16 protein-coding genes are annotated in these 22,560 nt (G+C 61.3%); 7 read left to right on the top strand and 9 right to left on the bottom strand.

The window, feature by feature from the left end; translation table 11 throughout:
* Positions 1-323: 323 nt before the first annotated feature.
* Positions 324-1,850 (bottom strand): N,N-dimethylformamidase beta subunit family domain-containing protein, encoded by a 1,527-nt coding sequence (locus BCA01S_RS04035; protein WP_027775805.1) that lies wholly within the window; start codon positions 1,848-1,850, stop codon positions 324-326.
* 132 nt (positions 1,851-1,982) lie between these two features.
* Positions 1,983-3,830, bottom strand: a complete 1,848-nt coding sequence (gene glmS, locus BCA01S_RS04030; protein ID WP_027775804.1) for a glutamine--fructose-6-phosphate transaminase (isomerizing) — start codon at positions 3,828-3,830, stop codon at positions 1,983-1,985.
* Between the two features lie 285 nt (positions 3,831-4,115).
* Between glmS and BCA01S_RS04025 the strand changes: the two genes are divergently transcribed.
* Positions 4,116-4,985: an NmrA family NAD(P)-binding protein gene (locus tag BCA01S_RS04025; protein WP_027775803.1), complete on the top strand. Its 870-nt coding sequence runs from the start codon at positions 4,116-4,118 to the stop codon at positions 4,983-4,985.
* A gap of 117 nt (positions 4,986-5,102) precedes the next feature.
* On the opposite strand, the gene BCA01S_RS04020 is transcribed toward BCA01S_RS04025, so the two are convergent.
* Together BCA01S_RS04020 and BCA01S_RS04015 are read right to left on the bottom strand one after the other, a co-directional pair.
* Positions 5,103-6,017, bottom strand: coding sequence for a glutaminase (locus BCA01S_RS04020; RefSeq protein ID WP_027775802.1), 915 nt, complete (start codon positions 6,015-6,017; stop codon positions 5,103-5,105).
* Positions 6,018-6,122: 105 nt separating this feature from the next.
* Complete coding sequence (locus BCA01S_RS04015) at positions 6,123-7,709, bottom strand: DHA2 family efflux MFS transporter permease subunit (protein WP_027775801.1); 1,587 nt, start codon at positions 7,707-7,709, stop codon at positions 6,123-6,125.
* A gap of 389 nt (positions 7,710-8,098) precedes the next feature.
* On the opposite strand from BCA01S_RS04015, the gene BCA01S_RS04005 reads away from it, so the two are divergent.
* The 3 genes from BCA01S_RS04005 to BCA01S_RS03990 all read left to right on the top strand — a co-directional run bounded on the left by BCA01S_RS04005 (position 8,099) and on the right by BCA01S_RS03990 (position 11,091).
* Positions 8,099-8,758 (top strand): alpha/beta hydrolase, encoded by a 660-nt coding sequence (locus tag BCA01S_RS04005; RefSeq protein WP_027775800.1) that lies wholly within the window; start codon positions 8,099-8,101, stop codon positions 8,756-8,758.
* 224 nt (positions 8,759-8,982) lie between these two features.
* A complete protein-coding gene (locus BCA01S_RS04000; protein ID WP_027775799.1) occupies positions 8,983-10,035 on the top strand; it encodes a rod shape-determining protein in 1,053 nt (350 codons plus the stop codon).
* A gap of 267 nt (positions 10,036-10,302) precedes the next feature.
* Entirely contained in the window at positions 10,303-11,091 is a 789-nt protein-coding gene (locus BCA01S_RS03990; protein WP_027775798.1) for an alpha/beta fold hydrolase, read from the top strand.
* A gap of 25 nt (positions 11,092-11,116) precedes the next feature.
* Here the strand turns inward: BCA01S_RS03990 and BCA01S_RS03985 are convergent, their stop codons facing one another.
* Positions 11,117-11,518 carry a hypothetical protein gene (locus tag BCA01S_RS03985; protein WP_027775797.1) on the bottom strand — a complete coding sequence of 134 codons (402 nt, stop codon included), beginning with the start codon at positions 11,516-11,518 and terminating at the stop codon, positions 11,117-11,119.
* A 409-nt stretch (positions 11,519-11,927) separates the two neighbouring features.
* On the opposite strand from BCA01S_RS03985, the gene BCA01S_RS03970 reads away from it, so the two are divergent.
* Positions 11,928-14,210, top strand: a complete 2,283-nt coding sequence (locus BCA01S_RS03970; RefSeq protein ID WP_027775795.1) for an amylo-alpha-1,6-glucosidase — start codon at positions 11,928-11,930, stop codon at positions 14,208-14,210.
* 89 nt (positions 14,211-14,299) lie between these two features.
* Here the strand turns inward: BCA01S_RS03970 and BCA01S_RS03965 are convergent, their stop codons facing one another.
* From BCA01S_RS03965 to BCA01S_RS03955, 3 genes are all read right to left on the bottom strand, one after another.
* Complete coding sequence (locus BCA01S_RS03965; protein WP_027775794.1) at positions 14,300-14,584, bottom strand: hypothetical protein; 285 nt, start codon at positions 14,582-14,584, stop codon at positions 14,300-14,302.
* Between the two features lie 310 nt (positions 14,585-14,894).
* Positions 14,895-16,463: a sensor domain-containing diguanylate cyclase gene (locus tag BCA01S_RS03960; RefSeq protein ID WP_027775793.1), complete on the bottom strand. Its 1,569-nt coding sequence runs from the start codon at positions 16,461-16,463 to the stop codon at positions 14,895-14,897.
* 199 nt (positions 16,464-16,662) lie between these two features.
* Entirely contained in the window at positions 16,663-18,873 is a 2,211-nt protein-coding gene (locus BCA01S_RS03955; RefSeq protein ID WP_244145954.1) for a putative bifunctional diguanylate cyclase/phosphodiesterase, read from the bottom strand.
* A gap of 569 nt (positions 18,874-19,442) precedes the next feature.
* On the opposite strand from BCA01S_RS03955, the gene BCA01S_RS03950 reads away from it, so the two are divergent.
* The gene (locus BCA01S_RS03950) at positions 19,443-20,228 is read left to right on the top strand and encodes an EAL domain-containing protein (RefSeq protein WP_042317939.1); all 786 of its coding nucleotides are present in this window, start codon (positions 19,443-19,445) and stop codon (positions 20,226-20,228) included.
* A 388-nt stretch (positions 20,229-20,616) separates the two neighbouring features.
* The gene (locus BCA01S_RS03945; RefSeq protein WP_027775790.1) at positions 20,617-20,952 is read left to right on the top strand and encodes a hypothetical protein; all 336 of its coding nucleotides are present in this window, start codon (positions 20,617-20,619) and stop codon (positions 20,950-20,952) included.
* A gap of 130 nt (positions 20,953-21,082) precedes the next feature.
* On the opposite strand, the gene BCA01S_RS03940 is transcribed toward BCA01S_RS03945, so the two are convergent.
* Positions 21,083-22,435: an MFS transporter gene (locus BCA01S_RS03940; RefSeq protein WP_027775789.1), complete on the bottom strand. Its 1,353-nt coding sequence runs from the start codon at positions 22,433-22,435 to the stop codon at positions 21,083-21,085.
* Positions 22,436-22,560: the final 125 nt, after the last annotated feature.

Here is a 22,560-nt window from a genome sequence, read left to right as displayed (position 1 = left end):
CTGGTTGCGTGCTCACCTAAATTCAGCCTCGAACAGCCAACCTTGGCTGACAACGCAGACGTGCGTTAAAACGTGCCGCTCAGTGCGGGAGAGCGAACGCCGAGGCGTTGAAAGTTCAACTTCATTACCTGAAAAAGCCTCTAAATCCGCTGAAAGCGAGGCAAGAAGAGAGCGTCATCCGTGAACCTTAAGGAAATATGAGTAGGAAACCGAAGTAATTTCCGCCGCCACATCGGTAAGCCAGGTATTGCCCGATCGCGTCACCGTCCGACAACATCAAGTGCGCATCGGTCATTGCTTTCGTTCCGTACACGGCGTACCGCTCAACCGGCGTCGGAGTGCAATGCAGCCTCCTTTGCCGAGCTGACCGTCTCCGAAGCATGCCGCGGCAATTCATCTGCCGCTTCGAGTCCTGCGTATCTGCGGATCACGTTGCGGGTAATCTGCTGGACTACGACATTGCTCTTCGCCGCGCGATCCATTAGCGCGCGAGCCCAGTCGGTCGTACCTACGTTAAACACTTCTCCCACGCTGCGGCGACCGTCACGAAGCAACGGACGGAAGATACCGATCGCGCCTGCTCCGCCCATCTCCCAGCCAGCGAGCGGGTCTGTAATGGCCAGCGTGTCGAACGCATCGTCACTCCATTCGGGCGGGATGCCGTCGGCCTCATATCCGACGAGACGATCTTCCGCGCCAAACGTGTCATCCTTTTGCAACTGAGTACCGGCGAATATCCAATGTTCTGGCCGCTTGACGGTAAAGCCGACCGCTCGACGCTCGCATTTGACCCATCGGCGACGCCAGCGCGACCATGTACCCCAGTGGCCGCCACCGTGCTTATAAGTCAGTCCTATCAGATTGCTTTCATTGCCGCTTACACGCGGATCGAGATCGATCCGCTCCTTGAGCACGTCCCAGTTGTCCGCGAGCTTGCGCATCTCGGTGAGCTGACCGGGCTCAGAGCCGACGAACCTTACGGGCCGATAACACGTATTGCCGCTGAAAACTGCAAGGTTTCCGCCTTGCGTGAGGAAATACGCGACGTGCGCGCGCATTTCTTCGCTCCAGTACTCGTGGTGACCAACGCTCAGCATGCAGCGGTAGCGTGTCAGGTCGAGGGCAGTCGCGCTGTGAAGGTCGAGATCCGTGTAGAAGTCGCAGGCAATGCCTTCCTTGCGCAGCCAGCGGATGAACTTGGCGTCCCAGTGTGCAAACTGTTGACGGGTCGAGCGCGTGTCGTACGGATCGACCGGTTCGCCGAGCCGTGCACCTAGCCCGCCGCCAGGGCGACGCAGGCTGACTTTATTCGCTGCCCGATAGCGGTGGACACGATCGTCGTAGAAGCTGCCGCCGCCCGTCGAGTTATACGCGTGATAGGTAGCCGTAGGCACGATGTAGGCAAGAGCCGCTGTCGGATTGCGCGGACGGGCGATGACGAGCGCCATGCTGTCGCTGTCGGGGCGTGCTGCGAATATCGGCCGATGCGCGGCGCACGACTGCCCGAGCTCGTAAGTGGGCTTGCCGTCGGCATCGACTTCATAGGCGATCGCTACATAGGCGCCGGTCTCCAGATCGGTCATGTTCGGCCGGATTGTGATGGTCGGCCAGTTCCAGTCCTCGTCGAAGCGCATCCGCACGTTATTGCCCGTGGATTCGAACAAGTACTTGCCGTCCTTCAACGTGGCCGTCACACCGTTTTTGCCTTCGACAACAACGCCGCACAGACTCGTCAGCGAGTCGTCGTCCTGTTGCTGATAGAGGGCAACGCTAAAGCGCGTGTTCGGCTGCACGGCGAGTTCGAAGCACGCTCCCACCGTAAAGCCTGGATTGATCGGATAAATCTGCATGCTTGCTTCCTCGCGCTATCAAGTCGGCGTTGGCCGGCTCAATGAATTCAAATTACATGTGCGGCGCACGTTCGTCGTCGTGCATCCGTTTGCTTGTACACACAAACTGTCAACGCATCTGTGCGCTATGCCTCATTCGACAGTGACCGACTTCGCCAGATTGCGCGGCTTGTCGACATCGGTGCCGCGCGCGCAGGCCGTGTGATACGCAAGCAGCTGCAACGGCACGACGTGCAGAATCGGCGACAAACAGCCGTAGTGCTTCGGCATGCGGATTACCCGGAGGCCATCTTCGCTCGCAATCTGCGAATCCTGGTCTGCGAATACATACAATTGGCCGCTGCGCGCCCGCACTTCCTGTATGTTCGATTTCAGCTTGTCGAGCAGTGCGTCGTTGGGGGCGATCGCCACAACCGGCATCTGGCTTGTCACCAGCGCGAGCGGTCCGTGCTTCAACTCGCCGGCCGGATAGGCTTCGGCATGTACGTATGAGATCTCCTTCAGCTTTAAAGCGCCCTCCAAGGCGATTGGATAGTGCAAGCCGCGCCCGAGAAAGAGCGCATGCTCGGTCCGCGCGAACGTTTCGGCCCAGGCAATGATTTGCGCTTCCAGCGCGAGTACGCTGTTCAGGTGTGCCGGCAACTGATGCAACTGATCCAGATACTCGGCCTCCTGGGCCGCAGGAAGGCGCCCGCGCTGCTTACTGAGCGTAAGCGCCAGCAGAAACAATGCGACCAGTTGGGTCGTAAAGGCTTTCGTCGATGCCACGCCGATTTCGGGTCCGGCACTCGTCAGATGCTGGAATTGCGCCTGGCGCATCATCGTGCTGCTTGCGACGTTGCAGATAGCCAGCGTGTGCCGGTGTCCCTGCGATTGAGCATGTTTCAGAGCCGCGAGGGTGTCCGCCGTTTCGCCCGACTGCGACACGACCACGACTAGCGTATGAGGATTGGCGACACTGCTGCGATACCGGTATTCGCTGGCGACTTCTACCTGCGTCGGTACTTTGGCAAGCGATTCGAACCAGTACTTTGCGGTCATGCCCGCGTAGTAACTCGTGCCGCACGCGACGATCAGCAGCGAGTCGATTTCGCGGAAAGCGTGCCTTGCGCCGGGTCCGAATAAGTCAGCCGAGATCGAATGGACCGCCTCAATTGCGTCCGCAATCACGCTGGGCTGCTCGAAGATCTCCTTATGCATGTAATGCCGATAAGGGCCGAGTTCAACCGCGTGGGTGTTCGAATGTTGGAGCTTGACTTCGCGCTGGACGGTATTGCCGCGCTGATCGACGACTCGCACGCCGTCCAGCGTCAATTCGGCCATGTCGCCTTCTTCCAGATAAATGAACTTCTCGACCGTACCGGCGAGCGCCATTGCGTCAGACGCCAGATAGTTGCCCTGGTCGCCGAGACCGACGACGAGCGGCGAGCCCGCGCGCGCGCCGATAACGCGGTGCGGGTCATTTCTCGCGAATACCGCAATGGCGTATGCGCCATGCAGCCGTGCAAGCGCATGGCGCACGGCCGAAAGCAGGTCGCCCGAAGACTCCTTTCGCTCCTGTCTCTCTTTTTGCCAGGCATGATGAATCAGGTGAGCGACGACTTCCGTATCCGTATCCGATTCGAAGACGTAGCCCAGTACTTTGAGTTCTTCGCGCAGCGACTCGTGATTTTCGATGATGCCGTTATGGACGATGGCGATTTCGCCGCTGGAGAAGATCGGATGTGCATTCCTTGCGACGGGCGCACCATGAGTGGCCCATCTTGTATGTGCGATACCGATCATTCCGGACAAGTTTGCTTGCGCAACTTCTGCGGCAAGATTCGCAACGCGCGCAACACTCCGCACCCGCCGCAGCGCGCCTTGCTGAAGAACGGCAATACCGCACGAGTCGTAGCCGCGATATTCGAGGCGTCGCAATCCCTCGGTCAGCATCGAAGTGACATCGCGCCGATCCACTGCTCCTACGATTCCGCACATGAAAAGCCCCTTGTTCGCAGCGGTTCAAACACCAACGGACTGAACTATCAAGTCTGTTGCATTGCAACCAAGCATAGACACCGCAGTGCAAACCGCGTTGAGCGCGGCGCGAAACGTTGAACCGTTGTCCGGTAAATAAGCACACAGCTTTCACGCGCAACAAACATGAAACATAAGCATGCTATTTCGTCATTGAACAAATGATATCGATGCTATCGAGAAATGCTTATTAAACGGTGAGAATGCCTCGCACTACCGCATTCACAATTTAAGGAGCGATCGAACATGTATGCGATTACCGGTGTTACAGGGCAGGTTGGCGGCGCGGCGGCCCGCGCTTTATTAGCTGCCGGCCATGAAGTGCGCGCTGTCTTGCGCGACGAGGAGAAGGCCCCGCAGTGGGAAGAGCGTGGCGCCCAGGTGGCGATCGCATCGTTTGAGGACGCCGAGGCGCTCGCCGCAGCATTTCGCGGCACTACAGGCGTATTCGTGATGATGGCGCCGAACTTCGCGCCGGAGCCCGGTTATCCGGGCGCACACGCCGGAGCCGCTGTACTCGAAGCAGCGCTGACGCAGGCGCGGCCTGAGCGCGTTGCGGTATTGTCGTCGGTTGGCGGCCAGCGTGTGTCCGGCCTTGGGCTGATCACGCAGGTTCATATTCTCGAAGAGGCGCTCGCTGACCTGCCGTTGCCCACCGCCATCATGCGGCCCGCCTGGTTCATGGAAAACTCGCTATGGGACATCGCGCCGGCTCGCGACACGGGCGTCATGTCGAGTTTCCTTCATCCGCTCGAGCGAGCGTATCCGATGGTCGCGACGGCCGATATTGGCCGTGTCGTCGCAGATACGCTTGCACAGTCCTGGCAGGGGCGGCGCGTGATCGAGATCGAGGGGCCGCAGCGATACACGCAGCACGAAATCGCGGCGTTGCTTGGCCGGGTACTAGAGCGTGAAGTAAAGGCGCAAGCGGTGCCGCGCGATCAATGGGAAGCGCGGTTTCAGGCGCAAGGCACGGCCTGGCCGGCGCCACGCATTGAAATGCTCGACGGCTTCAACTCGGGCTGGATCGATTTCGAGCCGGGCGTAAACGAACATATAGTGGGCAACACTGCCTATGAGACAGTGCTGACCGAACTCGTCAGGCGCGCCGGCTGATCGGTTCGAAAGGTTGCCAACGCAAACGGCGAATAGCGCGGCGCAGTGTTTCAACGTCGCGCTATTCGCACTGCGTTAATTCACCCTGAATGTCTGTGCGCCACCGCTCACTGGCAATCAGAAAATTGATTGGCCCGTATAGGTCGTCAACCATTCGAGTGCAAGAACTCCGGCCAGGGAATTGCCGTTTGAATCGAGCCCTGGCGACCACACGCACACTGCCATTTCTCCTGGCAATACCGCAACGATTCCGCCGCCCACGCCGCTCTTGGCGGGCAGGCCGACGCGGTAGACGAAATCGCCGGCTGCGTCGTAAGTACCGCACGTTAGCATTAGCGCGGAAAGACGTTTCGCGGAGCTGGTGTCCAGAATGCGCTCGCCAGTGGACGGCGCCACGCCATGATTGGTCAGGAACAGTGCTGCCTTCGCAAGTTCGACGCAGCTCATGGAAATCGCGCATTGGCGGCAATATGCATCGACCACGACCTCCGGCGCCATTTCCATATTGCCGAAGCTCGCCATGAAATGCGCCATCGCACGATTGCGGTGGGCGTGCTGCAACTCCGATTGGGCGACGCGCAGATCGTAGTCGATGCTTGCTTCGCCTGTTAAGCGCCGCATGAATTCGACGAGCGCAGTTTCGGCCTGCACAAAGCGCCGGCACAGCACGTCGGTAACGATCAATGCGCCTGCATTGATGAATGGATTGCGCGGCTTGCCGTGCTCCGCTTCCAGTTGAACCAGTGAATTAAACGCGTTGCCCGACGGTTCTCGACCGACACGCTGCCACAACTCGTCGCCCAGCAGCCGGAACGCCATTGTGCAGGCGAATAGCTTTGAAATGCTTTGAATGGAAAAACGCGTGTCTGCTTCGCCGATCGTAAATACTTCGCCGGATGTCGTGACGATCGCCATGCCGAAGCTGTCGGCGGGGACCGTCGCCAGTTGCGGAATGTAATCGGCGACTTTGCCGGTGCCGAGGAAAGGCCGCAAGTCGCGATGGATCTGTTCGAGGACGGATGCGTAGTTCATGAGGCTCAACCCTGTGGAGCCGCGATTCTACTGGCAAGCATCCGCAATGTGTTGAGGCGGGCGCCGCGCGAAGCTTAGAGAGCCGCTGCGACGCCCGCGCTGCCGTCAATGCGCGCCTGCTGCGTCCTGACTGCCGCCCTTTGCGGGCCGGGTGATCCAGATCAGCGGAATGATCAGAATGAAGATGACCGCCGATATAAAGAAGATGTCGTTCAGGCCCATCATCGCCGCCTGCGTATTCACGGTGAAATCGAATAGCGCGTGCGCAGATTGCGTGTTCATATGCAGCAACGACTGCGTCGAATCGATCTGCTGGTTGAACAACGGGTTGTTCACGGATGCGCGTTCGGTGAGCCTTTCATGATGCAGCACTGTGCGGTTGTTCCAGGCATTGCCCGCAATTGAAGTACCCACCGCGCCGCAAAACACGCGAGCGAAGTTCGACAGGCCGGCCGCCGCCGGGATCTTTGCCGGTGGCTGTCCCGAGAGAATGATCGACGTGAGCGGCACGAAGAAGAGCGCCATTGGAATGCCTTGCAATAGCGTCGGTATCACGAGGTGCCAGGTGTCGATCTCGATCACGTACTTCGAGCGCATATAAAAGACGATCGCGAAGCCGACGAAAGCCATCGTCGCGATGATGCGCGCGTCGGAGCGCGGCAGCACGCGGCCCATTACCGGCGCGAGAATCACGGCGAAAATCCCTAGCGGCGCGGTGACGAGGCCTGCGTCGACCGAGCGGTAATTCAGGTACTCCTGCATCCACTGCGGCAACAGCACGAGATTGCCGAAGAAAACGCCATATGCGACGGAGATCGCAATCGTGCCGCCGAGAAAGTTACGCTGCTGAAAAAGCCGTAAATCGACAATCGGGTTCTCTTCTGTCAATTCCCACACAAGAAAGAATGCGAAGCTGATCAGCGCGGTAATGCCGAGAATCACGATAACCGGCGACGCGAACCAGTCAAGATCCTTGCCCTTGTCGAGCATGATCTGCAACGAAGCTACCCATGTAATCAGCAGGCCCAGGCCGACCACGTCGATTGGCGGCTTACGGGTGGGCGACTCGCGAGTGCGATAGATCATCCACGTGACGCCGGCAGCAAACAGGCCCACCGGAATGTTGATGTAGAAGATCCATGACCAGCTGTAGCTGTCCGTGATCCAGCCGCCGAGCGCCGGGCCCGCGATCGGACCGACGGTGGCGGTCATTGCCCATAGCGCGAGCGCGGTCGACGCTTTCTCCTTGGGATAGGAGCCGAGCAGAATGGCTTGCGACAGCGGAATCAGCGGGCCAGCCACGGCGCCCTGGAAAACCCGCGCGAGCAGCAGGATCGGCAGCGTCGGCGCAATGCCGCACAGCCACGAGGCGAGCACGAACATCAGGATCGCGCCGACGAACAGCTTCACCTGGCCGATGCGCTGTGTGAGCCAGCCGGTGAGGGGAATCGAAACCGCATTGGCCGCGGCGAACACGGTGATGACCCAGGTGCCCTCGTCGACGGAGACGCCGAGGTTGCCCGAGATTGTCGGAATGGCGACGTTCGCTATCGACGTGTCGAGCACGTTCATGAATGTGGCGAGCGCGACGGCAATCGTCGCGAGCACCAGTTGCCCGCCTTGCAGCGGCGGTGGAGGGGCGGGTGGGGCGGACGCAGGCGCGGAAGGCGCCGCGGACGGTGGTTGGCTCAAGAGATTCTCCCGGATCGATGTGCCGCGGACCTCGCGCGCCGATACCCTGCACTGCTGCATGGGCATGCGCCGCTCTTCTGCCGCAAAGGTGCCGCCACGGTGCCGCGAAGTTGCCACTCAGGGCGCCATGCATGCGCCCCCAATGCGGCGCTCATGCAACATGCTGCGACAGGCAGCGCCATACGATGATGCGGGTCCGCTGGATGCTAGCAAAAGGATACCCGTATTCATCTTTCGACGTCGCCGACGCGCGCAGGCAGAGGCGGCACGAGCGAAGCCGACAGCGTATGCTCGCGGCTAAGGCCGACCCAGACTGCATATTGCTGCAGTTTGCGATGTAGCAGGCGGCCGCCATCAACCGCAATTCAAATACAGCAAAGGAAAGCAATATGGCCTGGGAGCAATTCGAACACGGCTGGCGGCGCGCGCCGCTGACCGCGCCTGCCAAGGGACTGGTGGTGCTGATGCACGGCGTGGGCAGCAATGCGCGCGATCTGATGCCGCTCGCGGACATCTGGAGCGAGCGTTTGCCCGATGTGGCCTTCACGTCGCTCGAGGGCACCGATCCCTTCGACGGCGGTTTCGGCGGGCGTCAGTGGTTCAGCTTGCGTGACGTTAGCGAAGGCAACCGCGAAGCGCGTGCTGCGACAGCCTACGCCGCGCTGCGCCGCATGCTCGAAGCCGAGCTTGCTCATTGGCAACTTGCTTTCGGACGGCTTGCGCTCGTCGGCTTTTCGCAAGGTTCGATCATGGCGTTGCATCATGTGGCGACGAGCGCGGAGGGCGCTGCATGCGTCGTCGCTTATTCGGGACGGCTTGCGTCGCCCGTCGGCGCTCATAACGGCACTCCGCTCACTCTGATTCACGGCGAGGAAGACGAGGTGATTCCAGTTCAGGAGCTCGAATACGCCGCCGACGCGTTCAGCGCGGCCGGCTACACCGTCGACGCCTATGCGTTGCCGGGCGTTGGCCACACGATCAGCGCGGACGGCGTCGCGCTCGGCGAGCAGGCGCTCGAGCGCACGCTGGGCGCTTTGTCGCGCGATTGATACAGATCGCTTGAAAAGCGGCCCTAAAGATATCGGTCTATTTGCCGTTAACTGCTCATAGCACGAAAATCACGCCCGTCGCGGGACTGCGCAGTGCCCGCGGCAGGGGTGACCGGGGGCGCACTTTTCATGCTGCCGTGCATGGGCGCTAACGACGCAAACAAGCGACGCAACTGAGCGAAGCCACCACGCAACGCTACAGAGCGACACAACAGAGCCTTCTTATGGCCAGACCGACGCCGCATCACCCGCTTTTCGACCGACTGTTCCGCCAGGCCGTAACGGTAGACCTCGGCACGGCCAATACCCTCATTTACACCGACGACGGCGGCATCGTGCTGAATCAGCCGTCGGTTGTCTGCTTCGAAAAAGATCACTCGACCGGCCCAAAACGCGTCACGGCGGTGGGCGCCGAGGCGCGCCAGCTTCTCGGCCGGGAGCCGCGCAATCTGGAAGCTGTCCGCCCGATGCGTCATGGCGTGATCGCCAACTTCTCCGCCGCTGAGCACATGATCCGGCAGTTCGTCGATATGGCTCGCCCGCGGCAATTGCTCAGCCGCCGCGCGGCATTCACGCTGTGCGTTCCGGCGAGCGCGACTCAGGTCGAACGTCGCGCGATCAGGGAAGCGGCTGTCGCGGCAGGTGCGTGGAAGGTAAGTCTGATCGACGAATCGCTAGCGTCTGCTGTCGGCGCGGGTTTGCCGGTGTCCGATGCAACCGGCTCGATGGTCGTCGATATCGGGGGCGGCACCACTGAAGTCGGCGTGATCACGCTCGGCGGCACCGCGTATAGCGGCTCGATCCGCGTGGGCGGCGACACCTTCGACATGGCGATCATCGGTTACGTGCGTAATCTGTATGGCGTGCTGCTCGGCGAGCAGACCGCCGAGCACGTGAAGAAGAATATCGGTTCGGCTGTGCGCGACGTGCCGGCCGAGCACATGAACGCGACCGGGCGCAGCGTGGACGACGGTTTGCCGCGCACGGTGCAACTGAGCAATCACGATATTGCCGACGCGATAGAAGGACCGCTGCGCCAGGTGATCGGCGCTGTGAAACGCGGGCTGGAAATGGCGCCCGCCGAGCTCGCCACCGACATCGCGCACAACGGCATCGTGCTCACGGGCGGCGGCGCGCTGCTCGGCAATCTGGAGCGGCGCCTCTCGAACGAGATCGGCCTCGAAGTGCGCGTGGCCGACGAGCCGCTGACGTGCGCCGTGCGCGGCGCGGGCGCGGCAGCCGCCGCCGGCTTGCTGGAAGAGTTCGCTTACGAGTGAGTCGACCGTAGCCTGCCGCGTTCTGTCGCGGCCTGCAGCGCGTTTTCGGCAGCACTCCAGCCGCGAACCTGCCGGCCGGCAGCGTAAGACGCGGCTGTGTGACAATACATGTCGCGTGGCGCTTGCAGATTCCTGCAAGCGCTCGATCCGCCCACTCAATTCATCCGACCGGCGTTGCGGCGCTGCCGCGAACCATCTGTGAATCGATCCGCTTCTGAGTCCTTCGCTACTTCCGCTTCCTTCATCGAACTGGAAAGCGGTTTGCGCATGCCCTATGTCGAGGCTGGCGAAGGCGAACTACTGCTGTTCGTGCACGGCTCGCTTTGCGATTACCGTTACTGGCAGCCGCAACTCGTCGGCCTTTCGAAGCATTACCGTTGCCTCGCGGTGAGTCTCACGCACTATTGGCCGATGACCAACACCAGGCCTGACGCCCCGTTCAGCTGGAGCGCGCATGCGGATCAGGTTGCGCAATTCATCGAGCGTTTCGGCATGGGAGCGGCCCACGTGGTCGGTCATTCGCGCGGCGGCTGCGTCGCGTTTCATTCCGCGCGCCGTTACCCGCAGCACATACGCACCTTAACCCTTGCGGACCCGGGTGGGCCGTTGCAGATCGCCGGGCGGCCACCCGCAAGCGTGCCCGAAACGGTCAATGCGTTGCGAGCGCGGGCGGCGCAGTTGATCGAGACCGGCGACGTGGAGGCGGGCCTGCAACTGTTCGTGGATTCGGTGAGCCGCCCCGGTTTCTGGGCGATGAGCACGCCGGCTTTTCGCCGGATGGCAACCGACAACGCGGCCACGCTCCCCCTGCAACTGCGCGATCCGCTGCCGGCTTACGTGCCGCAAGAGGCCGCCGACGTGCGTTGCCCCGTGCTGCTGATAGACGGCGAAAAAAGTCCGGAAATGTTTCGGCGCACTGCGGCCGCGCTGCAATCGTGGTTGCCCGACGCACGCCGCGAAACGGTGCGCGGCGCGTCGCACGGCATGAATCTCGCGCATCCGTCGGCCTTCAATCGTTACATCGACGAATTCATTCGCGCGACGAACGCCAGATGACCGGCGGATCTTTCAAACGGATTGCTTACGCCTTGCGATGCGCGTCCTGGTCTAGCGCGCGTTCCGCCGCTTCGCCAACCAGGCCGTGATAATAGAGATGCACGCCGATCGCGAGCGAGTCGTTGCGGATCTCGTGGAACGCTTTCCACGCTTTCGCCGGATCCTTGAACAGCAGGTAGTGCGCTTCATGCGCGATCAGATCCGCGACTTCGTGCAGCCCGTGCCCATGCAATACGTCGACGAGCGCGTCGAGGCTGCGATGCGTGCGCGCGTCGGTGCGCGGATACAGCATGTGCAGCACTGCGACGTCCTGCGTCTTCAAAGCCGCCGACAGGGCGACGACGATGTCCTGATGGTTCAGCGCACTGACGGCGCTGTCTTCGCTATGGACGTGGTCCGGAAAAAGCGTTTCAAGAGAAGCGTTCATTCGAGTTCTTCCTGTTCTTCTGGCTGATTAAAAAGGCCCGCCGAAGCGCGGCGGGCCATGACAGCGATGTGTCCGCCGGGCAAGCAGAACACGAATTCAGTATCGCAGATGCGTCGCTGCGCACTCAGTCCTGCCAAAGCAAAACATTGTTGCTGTTAGCGTCTCAAGGCACGTCCCAAGGCAGCGACTCATCGAGCTCAGGCGGCGCGAGGTTGCGGGTGCAACATGTGCGCAACTCGCCCGAACGCGGGGCTCTCTGCACGTCCTGTGCCACCGAAAAAAACCGAAACTCCCCCGCGAGAAGTTCGTCTGAAGAGACCAGACCTTCTACAATCGGAAGCGACCGGGCACCGCCCGCCGCAACCGGAAGTGAAGCGAAACGCAGCAGCGAACCATAGGAGCGACCCTGATGCAGCAGCCTGAAGCCCTCGGCGGCCTGTCCCACTCGGGCGGAATCGATCACCGCGAACCCGAGCCGGACGGCGTTTTCATCCCGACGGAAAACCTCAACGTTGCCAGCGCCACGCAGCACGTGCTGAAGTCGGGCGACACCTTCATCGTCAACGATCCTCTCGGCGATATCACCGGCCACGACGACGGCCTGTTCGTCAACGACACCCGCGTGCTTTCGCAACTGCGTCTCACGTTCGGGGGCCGTGCGCCTTCGCTGCTGTCGGGCAGCGTCAACAGCGACAACACGTCGTTTACCGCGCATCTGACCAACCGCCCGTTGCCCCCGCTCGGCGGCGACAGCACGCCTGAGGGCGTGATCCACGTGGAGCGCGTGCGCGTGCTGTCGGGCACGGTGCTCAACGAAGCGATCGAACTCACCAACTACGGCGCGAGCGACGCGATCGTGCCGCTGTCCATTTCCTTCGGCAGCGACTTTCGCGACATGTTCGAAGTGCGCGGCCTGAAGCGCGCGAAGCAGGGGCGCATCGAGGCGCCGCGCGTGGAGAACGACGAAGTGCTGCTGGGTTACGTCGGTCTCGACGACGTGGCGCGTAATGTGCAGATCGCATTCGCGCCGCAGCCGGACAAGCTGTTCGCCGACCGCGCCGACTACACCGTCAACCTGCCGGCTCAGGCGTGCGTGTCGATCTATCTGTCGATCGCGGTTCAGGTGGTCGCACAATCGCCGGACGCGCCGAGCGCCGGCGTGTCGTCGCCGACCCATCCGGTGAGCGAAGCGCATATGTCGCAGATCGACACCGAGCGGCCGCGTGTCGGCCGCACGGCGGTGCGCGCCGCGCTGGTGGATGCGCACCTCGTCATGCGCGAACGGCGGCGCGTGACCGCGCGCGTGCGTTCGAGCAATCCGCTTTTCAACGCGTGGATCGACCGCTCGTTTGCCGATCTCGGCTTGCTGACCACCGACCTCGCGACCGGACCGTATCCGTATGCGGGCATTCCATGGTTCTCCACGCCGTTCGGGCGCGATGCCGTGATTACGTCGTTGCAGACGCTCTGGTTGCAGCCGCAACTCGCGGCCGGCGTGCTGCGTTTTCTTGCCGAGCATCAGGCAAGCGAAAACTCGCCGTTTCGCGACGCCGCGCCTGGCAAGATCATGCATGAGATGCGCAAGGGAGAAATGGCGGCCACCGGCGAAGTGCCGTTCGCGCTGTACTACGGCGGCGTCGACACCACGCCGCTCTTTATCGTACTGGCCGGCGCTTATGCGGCTCGCACGGGCGACATCGCGCTGATCGACGAACTGTGGCCGGCGCTGGAGCGCGCGGCCGGCTGGGTCGCGGGTGTCTGCGACAAGAATCGTTACGGGCTGCTCGACTATCAGCGCGAGTCGGATGGCGGCCTCGCGAACCAGGGCTGGAAGGACAGTCACGATTCCGTGTTTCATGCCGACGGCCGCTTCCCCGATGGCCCGATTGCGCTCGTCGAAGTGCAGGCTTATGCGAGCGCCGCGTTTGACACCATGTCTTACTTTGCAAAGCTGCGCGGCTTGCACGACGCAGCCGCGCAATACAAGGCGCGTTCGAAGAAACTGCGCGAGTGCGTCGAAGAAAAGTTCTGGATGGAAGAGTCCGGCTTCTACGGGATCGCGCTCGACGGTCACGGTGAACTATGCCGTGTGATGGCGTCGAATGCGGGTCACCTGCTGGCTTTCGGTTTGCCTTCGCGTGAGCGTGGCGAAGCGGTGGTTCGCGCGCTCGACTCCACGCTGTTTCACACGGGCTGGGGCGTGCGCACGCTGGCCGCGAGCCAGTCGCGTTTCAATCCGATGGCGTATCACAACGGCTCTGTCTGGCCGCATGACAACGCAATCTGCGCGCGCGGGCTGTCGCATTACGGCGGCAAGGCAGCGGCGGTGCGGCTGTTGCAGGCGCTGTTCCAGGCGGCCGTCAATTTCGACATGCGTCTGCCCGAGCTGTTCTGCGGCTTCCCACGCCGACGCGGCGAGCCGCCCACCGCCTATCCAGTCGCCTGCCTGCCGCAGGCGTGGGCAGCGGGTTCGCCGTTCATGATGCTGGAGGCGTGCCTCGGCATCACGATCGACGCCGAACGCTGCGAAGTGCTGATCGAGCAACCTATGCTGCCGGAAGGCATCGACTGGCTCGAAGTTGGCGATCTGCGGGTCGGCGACGCGTCGGTGTCGATCACCTTCCGCCGCATCGGCGAGAAGGTGGTCGCTTCCGCTGAGCAGGGCGACGTCCGGGTCGTGGCGCTTCTGTGACGTCACCTGCGTCGTTCGCGGCGGTACGGGCCGCCGCCGGTGGGGGCAGCAGATTTGCGCTCTGACTGCGGCCGCTAACCGGCCTCGGCTCAATCGGGCTTCTTCAGGCCGCTTGGATTGGCAGGCGTGCCGGGCGATGCGTCAGGACGCGGCGGGCGCGCGCCTTCGTCTGGGGCCACGATAATGCCCGAGCCGACCGGCAGCGACGCACTGCCGGTCGCCGGCGCGGAAGCGGGCGCTTGCGGTTTCGCGCTGCCCGTCTTGCTTGCGTCCGTGCGGGGGCGGCTGGTCCCTGAGCCCACGGTGCCGCCCTGTGCATGTCCTGTCCCTGTGAACGCGAGCGCCAATGCGATTGCGACGAGTCTCGTGAGCATGACGGCTTCCTCCGTCTGAATTCGGCGATAGCGCGCGGCGGCACGCATGTGCATCGCCGGATATGCATATCGGATTCATAGCCCAGCGCAGAGGGTGGGTCAATCAGGGGGAAATACTCCGTTCTAATTGCAGGCCGTAGGGCACGGCAGGCCGGCCTGCGAACGTTACGCTTCGTGTAGCGGCATGCGGATTGCGCATCGAGGAACGCAGAGGCGCTGCTTACGCCGGGGTCTTCGGCACGGGCGGCATTAGCCTACGTGTGAACGGAGGGGGCCACTGCGCGAGTCGCTACCAGCGCGTCGTGCGCGCTCAGGCTGTACCGACGCTCGCATCCCGATCCGCGTCCGGTTCCGGCTCGGTCTGCCCGTGCGAAATGCGGTAGGTGCCTTTGCCCGCCTCTTTTGCGCTGTACATGGCCTCGTCGGCGCGCCTGATCAGGTCGTCGACGGGTTCTTGTGTTTCCGCCAGCGCAATGCCGATGCTCGTGCCGATATGGATCGTGCCGCCCGCCGTTAGGGGATACGGCTTCGCTATTTCGCGGATCACGCGCTCGGCGATTGCAACGACCGCGTGTAGCGCGGCATTCTCGACGATCACGGCAAACTCGTCTCCGCCAAGGCGCGCGGCAAATTCCCCATGCCGCAGCGTTTCGGTAAGGCGTGTCGCGACTGCTTCCAGAACTTCGTCTCCGGCGGTATGGCCGTGCCTGTCGTTGACCTGCTTGAAGCCGTCCAGATCCAGGTAGAGCACGGCGGTCCGCGTATCGCCGCCGCGGCGCGCGCTCGACAGAATCTTCTCAAGACGCTCGCGCAGTCCGCGCCGGTTCGCAAGCCCGGTAAGCGAGTCGTGACGAGCCATATACAGTACCTTCGCTTCGCTCTGCTTGCGCTCGGTCACATCTTCGATAATCACGACGGCGCTGCCGTCCGGCACAGGATTTCGCGTCAATTCCAACTGGCGGCCGTTGGGCAGTGAGAGTGCGAGGGGGCGCCGTTTTTCGTGCAGCCACGTGGAGCATTTTTCCGTGAACTGCTGACCCAGCCGTTCGCCGAATTGCGCAAAGCCGAGATGGCCGATGAACTCCGGTAGCGGCACGTTCAGTTTCAGCGTGTCGAGCGTCGCGCCGAACAACTGGGCGGTGCGGCTATTTGCAATGGCCACCTTTCCCGACCGGTCGATGGTGCAAAGCCCATGCGGCATGTGAGTGAGCGCGGCGTCGAAGCGCACTGCGAGTTCGGCGTGATTCTGCTCCGCGATCATCAGGGCGACGAGTCCCCTGTAGTGGCGCTGCACGATAGATATCATGGCGCCGACGTAGAGAAGCAGAGGGGGCACGAGGATCCAAGAGCCGGCGATAGGCGAGAACAGTGCACCCAACCCGATGGGTATCGTTACGAGGCATATCTGGGCGATCGCGAGGCGCGGTACTGAGGCGTTCCTCGAAGCGACTCCGCCCAGAATGCCCGATGCGACCATGAGGGCGAGCGATGCCAGAGTGGTGTCGGCGGTGCCGACGCATCCCATGGTCCCCAGTCCGAGCATGAGGCTCGTAGTGAGGCACAACGGGGCGTACGTCGCCGCCCACGGACGCGGGTTGAGCGGGCTGTTGCGGGTATGCGACGTGTACGCGTGAATGATGCTCAGGCGTCCTAGCAAAACCCACGCGTCCGCGAGCAGCCAGAGAATCGCCCACGGCTGATGCAGGCGTGCGTAGGCCACCGCTGCGACGAACGCGCTGGCAACCACTGACATGAGCAGAGGCCGCATGTTGTCGAAAAGCGTCGCCAGCAGCCGGGCACGAATAGACGGCGATACGGCTGCGCCAAGTTCGGGCGGAGTCGCGAGAATCGACTTCGAAACGGAAAGATTTACTGCCATGGTGCCGCTTGGGTCAGTGCGGGGCGGAGCTACATTCCCTGTCTTAACGGCGAAGGAGGGCGGTTCTTTATGGGGAATTGCCCGAGGGGCGTGCTCGCGGTTCTTTGGCGGTTGCAAACGGAAACTGGTCCGACTCGTTTCCGTCAGCGTTGGATTGCCGAATTGCTCGCGTTATCGGCCAAGCAACGACTTGCTCCGGTTAGTCGCTGCCTTGCGTCGCGAACAAGGACATCGAGCGGGGGCCGTGACGCATCATTAGCGAACGACAAGCATCCACAAGGTGTTCCGCATCCATCGGCTTCGTCAGGAAATACCCCTGGACGTGGTCGCAGCTTGCGTCGCGCAGCGTGCGCAGCTGCTGCTCCGTTTCGACACCTTCGGCTGTCACTTGCATACCGAGTTCGTGCGACATCTGGATGATGCCCCGGATGATCGACGCGGTGGCTGCGTCGCGACCCAGCCCCGCGGTAAACGAGCGGTCGATCTTCACCGTATCGGGTGAGAAGTCGGCAAGATAGCGCAGGCTGGAATAACCGGTTCCAAAATCGTCGATGGCAATGCGCACGCCAAGGCGCTTGAGTGCCATGAGCGTTTCCTGCGCGAGCGACGGGTTTTCCATCAATGCGCTTTCGGTCAACTCGATCTCGAGGCAACGTGGCGGCAATGCATGCTTGCGCAGCGCGTGGTCGACTACCGCGACTATCGTGTCGTCCCTGAGTTGACGCGCCGACACATTCACCGACATGCAAAGCCCCCTGCGTCCGGCAGCGCGCCAGATTGCCAGTTGCGCGAGGGCTGCATCCATAACCCATGCCCCGACTTCGACAATGAATCCGCTTTCTTCCAGTATGGGGATGAAGCTTCCCGGCCCGACCATTCCTCGCGTTGGATGATTCCACCTAACGAGTGCTTCAACGCCTTTCACCGCCAATGAGGCCGGCTCATGAATGCCCTGAAAATGAAGGACGAACTGCTCTGACGCAAGCGCCATAGGCAGGCTGCGCTCGAGTTCGAAATCGCCAAGTACGTCGCTCGACGCCTTGTCGGCGAAGCGGAAGCCGTTGCGGCCACCCTTTTTCGCCGCATACATTGCGATGTCCGCGCTTGTGAGGAGCGCCTCGTGATCCCGGCCGTGCTCGGGAAAGAGAGAGATGCCGATCGATGCTGTGACGAAGGGCGTAGCGTTGTCCTTCCGAACGTCGGTCGAAAAGACGTTCAGAAGAGACTGTGCCAGCGCTGCCAATGCAGCCTTGTCAGTCTCGCCGCTGATGATGACCGCGAACTCGTCTCCTCCGAGGCGTGCAATGCATGCGTCGGAAGGCAGTGCCTGCGCAATGGTGTTCGCGATGTCCTGCAAGAGACGGTCGGCGGCCGTATGGCCCAACGTATCGTTAAGCACCTTGAACCGGTCAAGGTCGATAAACATGAGGCCGAACGGAACGTTCTGTCTGCACAGTGTTTTCATCCGCCGAACGAGGGCGGTACGGTTAGCGAGACCGGTGAGTCCATCGGTGTAGGCTAAACGGTCGAGCGCCGCGAGACGTTCCTGTTCCGACGTGATGTCCTCGCTAACGCCGATAATGCGCACCACGTTTCCGGACTCATCGTGGACCGGGTAGGCCGTGCTTCTGATCCAGCGCAGGCAACCATCGGGGCGCCGGATGCGGTATTCCGAGCGGCCTTCGACCCCTTCAGACGCGATGCGATGCATCTCCGCCAGCAACGGCTCCAGGTCCTCAGGCAATACCAGATCGAGCCACGCCGAGGGCCTCGTGCTGAGCTCTTGAGCTTTGATGCCGAACACGCGCTCGACGCCCGCACTCACATGGTAAAAGTGTTCGAAATGCGCGCTGCACGAGTAGAACACGAGACGAACATGCGACTCCATCTCGTGCATGAGTTCATTGCGCTCGCGGAGTGCTTTTAGCAACTCGCACTGCTGAGTGACGTCTTCTGAAGCACACAGAAGCGCGACTACCGCGCCGTTCTCCCCAGTAACCGGTGTGAGCGTCGAATTCCACCACTTGGTGCGTCCCTTGGTCGTCGGGCAACTTCCGGTGAAAGATGCGCTCGTTCCGGCGAGAGCGGCACGCCAGGCGTGCTCGGCGGCCGTGCGCTCGTCGCCGCTCCAGAAATTGAGCCAGTCTGCGCCGCTGAGTTGTTCTGGCGACTCCGCTTCCATCAACGCGGCCCCATGCTCTGACACCCGCAGCATTTTTGCATCGGTATCGAGCACCTTCAGGCAGTCGCGATTGGCGTTGAGAAGCCCACTCGCCAGTGCAATTGCGGCGCGCTGCCGGGCGTGGTCAGAAGCGAGCTTTCGACCGATAGCCACGAGCCCGACGACGCCTGCGGCCAGTGCCAGTGCAAGACGCAAGGTGGTCGCCACTTCGCTGGCGGCGCGGTGCACCAGAATTCCTAAGCCGACGCCGGCGGCGACAGCAATGAGGAGACTGGCAAGCGGTAGAGTGCTGCGTTGACCGTACTGACCAAGAAAATAGGAGAGAAACTGCTGGTTGCGGGCCGGCGAACTATTGGCGCCTGCGTGAGCATTGCCCTGAGACCGATCTCGACCGGAAGGTTTAGGGCGCCATGCCGCTTTGATTCTCACGCTGTTCTCCGACTGCCTGTTCGCGTGGCCGTTCGAATGCCGCGTGCCACTACGTCCCAGTATTACGGTCCATTTGCGCGAATCTTTAATGGCGGGGCGCTGAAGAACGGGCAGTTCTTCGTCGGGGCGCGTGGGCGCGCGCCGTCTTGTCGGTTGCTGCGAGCAATACGAGGCGAGTATTCCGGCGCCTTGCCGAGGACGGTAGGACGCGCCTCTGCTTTGTTGGAGGGCCGCTCTACAGATCTGTAGCCGGCCGCCGATAAGATGCATTAATGCGTGCAGTTGTCAGGAATAGACGATAAGTCCAAAGCTGTGCGCATAAGCAAGCGAGGCTCAACGCCGAAGCAGACAATGACGGTAAATACGAAATGGCTTCTTTCAAGATTCACGATCACGCGGCCGAGCAGCCGCAAAAATGTTCTGGGTGCCGGGACACGACGCGCCCGCCCGTTGAGATTGGGTTCGCGTTTCAGCCCATCGTCGATGTAAGCGCAAGCACGGTGTTCGCGTGCGAGGCGCTCGTGCGCGGCCCAAATGGCGAATCTGCGTATTCGGTGCTCTCGCAAGTCGACGACGCAAACAAATATCAGTTTGACCAGCACTGCCGGCAGGTCGCCATTGCCAGCGCAGCCGCGCTCGGTCTCGACGCATTTCTGTCCATCAATTTCATGCCCAACGCGGTCTATAAGCCCGAGGTTTGCATAAGGAGCACCCTCGATGCAGCGCGAACGCATGGCTTTCCCATTGAGAGAATCATCTTCGAGACGGTGGAAGGCGAGCACTTGACTGATCGCACCCATCTTGTCGACATTTTCCGGACGTATAAGCAGTTTGGCTTCCTGACGGCAATCGATGATTTCGGAGCCGGCTATTCGGGGCTTTCCCTGCTGGTCGATTTCCAGCCTGACATTATCAAGCTCGACATGGGACTTTTACGCGGCATCGACACTGACCGCGTGCGTCAGCGCGTTGTGCGAGGCGTCCTATCGATATGTCAGGATTTAGGTATTCGCGTGGTTGCGGAGGGCATTGAAACGAGGGGCGAGCGCGACTTCTTCATTGCGCATGGCGTCAGTCTCATGCAAGGCTATTTCTTCGCTAAACCGGGTTTCAGGTCTATTCCGACCGTTGATGCGACCGCGTATTTAACCTGACGGCAGGCAACTCAGCCCGGACTTTGCCAGGCCAGACCATCAGCAAGGCGCCGCAAGCGCCGTACCCGAGGCGCGCTTCCGTTCGCTTTCGATGCACGCTCTTGCCGCTCTCGCAAGCGTCATGCGACCACGTGCGCCTTCCTCTTCTCAATACACAAGCCAGCAATCGCTCTGTGCCACTCCACATATTCAACGTCAGGCATAGCGGTTGCGTATCGCTTACCGCCCATGCGACGTAATGCATGCCAGGTCGATCAGAGTACGACTGCGGCCAATGGGTCGACGACGCGCAATGTCGGGCCTGCACCGACCGCGCTATCTCATGTGCACGAAAAGGAGCGCCGACCTGGAGACTGGTTCGGTCGTTCGAATACTCAGGGAGGTAATCATGGAAGCAATGAAGAAAGCAATGCTCTGTTCAGTTTTGGTGGCAGCTTCTGTTGGCGCCGCGTTTGCGCAGGGCGCGGGTGGCGGCGGGAGCGGCGGTGACGGTGGCGGCAGCGGCGGCGGAACCGGCGGCACCAGTGTCGGGACAGGCGGTGCTGGCGTGGGTGGCGCGAACGGCGCGGGCCAGGGCGGCGCGGGAATGAGTGCACCCAATACGGGTGGAGGAGCGATGTCCTCGTCCAAGGGTTCACATTCGACAATGGCGCCGACCCGCAAGCCGCAGAAGGGCGCGCAGGGCAAGGGCGCATCCGATACGGCTGCCTCCAGCGCGCAATGAGCGGCCTGTAGCGTCGCCCGCGCAGGGTCGCAAATCTGACGCATTGCAGAAGAACAGCGGCCCACCGAATGGTGGGCCGCTGGCGGTGAATTGCGTCAGTTTGTTGTCAATCGGACCAGCTACGATTTCCTCACGCGCGCTCGACCGAATCCCTGTTCAGCATGCTTCGCGGAATGGACAGAATGAGGACGCAACTGACGAGTAGGCACGCGCCAAGAGCATAGGTGCCATTGTTGATATTGCCGGTCAGATCTTTAGCGACACTGGTAATCATCGAACCGGTGAAGCCGGACAGATTTCCAACGGAATTGATGAGTGCAATGCCGGCAGCTGCTGCGGTGCCAGAAAGAATCTGTCCCGGGAACGTCCAGTAAATCGGCATCAGGCCAAGAATCGCACACGTGGCAATCGTCAGGAAAACAATCGACAAAGCAACGTTGTTCGCGAACGCAGCACTCAGGATCAGGCCGACACCACCAATACAGGCAGGAATAGCGGCGTGCAATCTGCGCTCCCCGGTCTTACGGGAGTGCCAGGCGTTCCAGATCATCGCCACAACCGCACTGAGGTACGGAATAGCGGTCAAGAGACCAATGTTCAAAGTGCTCTTCACACCAGAAGCTTTGATGATCGAAGGCAGCCAGAAGGCCAAGCCGTAGAAGCCGGTGTTGAACGTGAGAAGAATAAAGGTCAACAACCAGACACGTGGGCTCTTCAACGCAGCTGCAACGCTGTGGGTCTTTTTGGAGCTTTCCTGTTCAAGATTCCTTTGCAGCAGAGCTTTCTCGGAAGCCGTCAGCCAGTTCGCCGATTGAATTCCATTGCCCATGCGGAAAAGCACGACGAAGGCGACGAGAATAGAAGGAATGCCCTCAAGCAGAAGCATCCATTGCCAGCCTCCCATGCCGAGCAGACCGTGCGTGTTTTCCATCAGCCAGCCGGAGATGATGCCGCCGAGTGTCAGGCTGACCGGAATGGCAATCAGGAAGCCCGACATGGCCACGCTTTGGCGCCTCGCGGGAAACCAGTAGTTCATGTACAGGATGATTCCAGGGAAGAACCCGGCCTCGCACACTCCCAGCAGAAACCGGAGAATGTAGAACATCGTCGAAGTCTGCACATGGAAGAAATGCGAAAGAGGCGAGATGAACGCCAGTGACGAGGAGACAATGCCCCACGTCACCATAATGCGTGCAATCCAGAACCGCGCACCGTATTTGTGAAGAAGAAGATTGCTGGGCATTTCAAAAAGGAAATACCCCCAGAAGAAGATGCTGGCGCCCACGGCGTAAATGCTGTCGCTGAAGCCCAGCGCGTCGAGCATCTGGAGTTTTGCAAATCCCACATTGACGCGGTCGAGATACGCGACCACGTAGCAGAGAAGCAGCAGCGGCAGGATGCGCTTCAATACCTTGCGATACAACTGTTCTTCGGCCTCGCTGGCTACGGCGGGCGCCGCCGCTGCCTGAGTAAGGGTTGGCATTGGGACTGTCTCCTTTTGGTATGTCCTCTGCGGGGAATGCCCTGCTCGCTGTTACCGATAACATCAGCGGGCAAAGCTTTCCCCATGGAAAATGTTATCGGTAACGAAGGTAGCATGACGCGCCC

Source organism: Paraburkholderia caledonica NBRC 102488 (assembly GCF_000685095.1).
Taxonomy (GTDB): Bacteria; Pseudomonadota; Gammaproteobacteria; order Burkholderiales; family Burkholderiaceae; genus Paraburkholderia; species Paraburkholderia caledonica.
The sequence above is the reverse complement of the archived record's forward strand: the minus strand, read 5'-3'. Positions and strand labels throughout refer to the sequence as shown.

Bases quoted from the DNA above. Each gene is read 5' to 3' on its own strand.
- glmS (WP_027775804.1), bottom strand. From the start codon at position 3,830: ATGTGCGGAATCGTAGGAGCAGTGGATCGGCGCGATGTCACTTCGATG.
- BCA01S_RS03940 (WP_027775789.1), bottom strand. From the start codon at position 22,435: ATGCCAACCCTTACTCAGGCAGCGGCGGCGCCCGCCGTAGCCAGCGAG.
- BCA01S_RS03965 (WP_027775794.1), bottom strand. From the start codon at position 14,584: ATGCTCACGAGACTCGTCGCAATCGCATTGGCGCTCGCGTTCACAGGG.
- BCA01S_RS04005 (WP_027775800.1), top strand. From the start codon at position 8,099: ATGGCCTGGGAGCAATTCGAACACGGCTGGCGGCGCGCGCCGCTGACC.
- BCA01S_RS04025 (WP_027775803.1), top strand. From the start codon at position 4,116: ATGTATGCGATTACCGGTGTTACAGGGCAGGTTGGCGGCGCGGCGGCC.
- BCA01S_RS04020 (WP_027775802.1), bottom strand. From the start codon at position 6,017: ATGAACTACGCATCCGTCCTCGAACAGATCCATCGCGACTTGCGGCCT.
- BCA01S_RS03960 (WP_027775793.1), bottom strand. From the start codon at position 16,463: ATGGCAGTAAATCTTTCCGTTTCGAAGTCGATTCTCGCGACTCCGCCC.
- BCA01S_RS04035 (WP_027775805.1), bottom strand. From the start codon at position 1,850: ATGCAGATTTATCCGATCAATCCAGGCTTTACGGTGGGAGCGTGCTTC.
- BCA01S_RS03970 (WP_027775795.1), top strand. From the start codon at position 11,928: ATGCAGCAGCCTGAAGCCCTCGGCGGCCTGTCCCACTCGGGCGGAATC.
- BCA01S_RS03990 (WP_027775798.1), top strand. From the start codon at position 10,303: ATGCCCTATGTCGAGGCTGGCGAAGGCGAACTACTGCTGTTCGTGCAC.
- BCA01S_RS03985 (WP_027775797.1), bottom strand. From the start codon at position 11,518: ATGAACGCTTCTCTTGAAACGCTTTTTCCGGACCACGTCCATAGCGAA.
- BCA01S_RS03945 (WP_027775790.1), top strand. From the start codon at position 20,617: ATGGAAGCAATGAAGAAAGCAATGCTCTGTTCAGTTTTGGTGGCAGCT.
- BCA01S_RS04000 (WP_027775799.1), top strand. From the start codon at position 8,983: ATGGCCAGACCGACGCCGCATCACCCGCTTTTCGACCGACTGTTCCGC.
- BCA01S_RS03950 (WP_042317939.1), top strand. From the start codon at position 19,443: ATGGCTTCTTTCAAGATTCACGATCACGCGGCCGAGCAGCCGCAAAAA.